The organism is Streptomyces sp. NPDC057565 (assembly GCF_042801455.1).
GTDB lineage: Bacteria > Actinomycetota > Actinomycetes > Streptomycetales > Streptomycetaceae > Streptomyces > Streptomyces yanii.
The window spans coordinates 1-3,022 of sequence record NZ_JBHVFU010000141.1; the positions used below are offsets into that span (position 1 = coordinate 1).

General features: G+C 56.6%; 1 rRNA gene. It reads right to left on the reverse strand.

What is annotated here, in order from left to right:
• Positions 1-2,999 (reverse strand): 23S ribosomal RNA (locus tag ACFU8W_RS52000); the annotation flags it as partial.
• Positions 3,000-3,022: the final 23 nt, after the last annotated feature.

A 3,022-nucleotide genomic window follows, 5' to 3' on the forward strand; every position in this document is an offset into this window, starting at 1 on the left:
GAAGCAGGCTTCCCGCTTAGATGCTTTCAGCGGTTATCCTTTCCGAACGTAGCCAACCAGCCATGCCCTTGGCAGGACAACTGGCACACCAGAGGTTCGTCCGTCCCGGTCCTCTCGTACTAGGGACAGCCCTTCTCAATATTCCTACGCGCGCAGCGGATAGGGACCGAACTGTCTCACGACGTTCTAAACCCAGCTCGCGTACCGCTTTAATGGGCGAACAGCCCAACCCTTGGGACCGACTCCAGCCCCAGGATGCGACGAGCCGACATCGAGGTGCCAAACCATCCCGTCGATATGGACTCTTGGGGAAGATCAGCCTGTTATCCCCGGGGTACCTTTTATCCGTTGAGCGACAGCGCTTCCACAAGCCACTGCCGGATCACTAGTCCCGACTTTCGTCCCTGCTCGACCCGTCGGTCTCACAGTCAAGCTCCCTTGTGCACTTACACTCAACACCTGATTGCCAACCAGGCTGAGGGAACCTTTGGGCGCCTCCGTTACTCTTTAGGAGGCAACCGCCCCAGTTAAACTACCCATCAGACACTGTCCCTGATCCGGATCACGGACCCAGGTTAGACATCCAGCACGACCAGAGTGGTATTTCAACGGCGACTCCACAACCACTGGCGTGGCTGCTTCAAAGTCTCCCACCTATCCTACACAAGCCGAACCGAACACCAATATCAAACTGTAGTAAAGGTCCCGGGGTCTTTCCGTCCTGCTGCGCGAAACGAGCATCTTTACTCGTAGTGCAATTTCACCGGGCCTATGGTTGAGACAGTCGAGAAGTCGTTACGCCATTCGTGCAGGTCGGAACTTACCCGACAAGGAATTTCGCTACCTTAGGATGGTTATAGTTACCACCGCCGTTTACTGGCGCTTAAGTTCTCAGCTTCGCCGACCCGAAAGTCAGCTAACCGGTCCCCTTAACGTTCCAGCACCGGGCAGGCGTCAGTCCGTATACATCGCCTTACGGCTTCGCACGGACCTGTGTTTTTAGTAAACAGTCGCTTCTCGCTGGTCTCTGCGGCCACCCCCAGCTCACCGAGTAAATCGGATCACCAGTGATGGCCCCCCTTCTCCCGAAGTTACGGGGGCATTTTGCCGAGTTCCTTAACCATAGTTCACCCGAACGCCTCGGTATTCTCTACCTGACCACCTGAGTCGGTTTAGGGTACGGGCCGCCATGAAACTCGCTAGAGGCTTTTCTCGACAGCATAGGATCATCCACTTCACCACAATCGGCTCGGCATCAGGTCTCAGGCTCAATGTGTGACGGATTTGCCTATCACACGCCCTACACCCTTACCCCGGGACAACCACCGCCCGGGCTGGACTACCTTCCTGCGTCACCCCATCGCTTACCTAGTACAAGTCTGGTTCGTCGGCTCCACCACTACCCTCAACTCCGAAGAGATCGGGCCGGCTTCACGGACTTAGCATCGCCTGATTCAGTATTGGGCGTTTCAAAGCGGGTACCGGAATATCAACCGGTTGTCCATCGACTACGCCTGTCGGCCTCGCCTTAGGTCCCGACTTACCCTGGGCAGATCAGCTTGACCCAGGAACCCTTAGTCAATCGGCGCACACGTTTCTCACGTGTGTATCGCTACTCATGCCTGCATTCTCACTCGTGAACCGTCCACAACTCGCTTCCGCGGCTGCTTCACCCGGCACACGACGCTCCCCTACCCATCCGTACTCCCGTTGGGGATACATGTACGAATGACACGACTTCGGCGGTACGCTTGAGCCCCGCTACATTGTCGGCGCGGAATCACTTGACCAGTGAGCTATTACGCACTCTTTCAAGGGTGGCTGCTTCTAAGCCAACCTCCTGGTTGTCTCTGCGACTCCACATCCTTTCCCACTTAGCGTACGCTTAGGGGCCTTAGTCGATGCTCTGGGCTGTTTCCCTCTCGACCATGGAGCTTATCCCCCACAGTCTCACTGCCGTGCTCTCACTTACCGGCATTCGGAGTTTGGCTAAGGTCAGTAACCCGGTAGGGCCCATCGCCTATCCAGTGCTCTACCTCCGGCAAGAAACACACGACGCTGCACCTAAATGCATTTCGGGGAGAACCAGCTATCACGGAGTTTGATTGGCCTTTCACCCCTAACCACAGGTCATCCCCCAGGTTTTCAACCCTGGTGGGTTCGGTCCTCCACGAAGTCTTACCTCCGCTTCAACCTGCCCATGGCTAGATCACTCCGCTTCGGGTCTTGAGCGTGCTACTCAACCGCCCTATTCGGACTCGCTTTCGCTACGGCTTCCCCACACGGGTTAACCTCGCAACACACCGCAAACTCGCAGGCTCATTCTTCAAAAGGCACGCAGTCACGACTGTTGCTCCGAAGAACAACAGCGACGCTCCCACGGCTTGTAGGCACACGGTTTCAGGTACTATTTCACTCCGCTCCCGCGGTACTTTTCACCATTCCCTCACGGTACTATCCGCTATCGGTCACCAGGGAATATTTAGGCTTAGCGGGTGGTCCCGCCAGATTCACACGGGATTTCTCGGGCCCCGTGCTACTTGGGTGTCTCTTAAACGAGCCGTCAATGTTTCAGCTACGGGGGTCTTACCCTCTACGCCGGACCTTTCGCATGTCCTTCGCCTACATCAACGGTTTCTGACTCGTCTCACAGCCGGCAGACCGTGAAAAAGAGATCCCACAACCCCGCATGCGCAACCCCTGCCGGGTATCACACGCATACGGTTTGGCCTCATCCAGTTTCGCTCGCCACTACTCCCGGAATCACGGTTGTTTTCTCTTCCTGAGGGTACTGAGATGTTTCACTTCCCCTCGTTCCCTCCACACTGCCTATGTGTTCAGCAGCGGGTGACAGCCCATGACGACTGCCGGGTTTCCCCATTCGGACACCCCCGGATCAAAGCTCGGTTGACAGCTCCCCGGGGCCTATCGTGGCCTCCCACGTCCTTCATCGGTTCCTGGTGCCAAGGCATCCACCGTGCGCCCTTAAAAACTTGGCCACAGATGCTCGCGTCCACTGTGC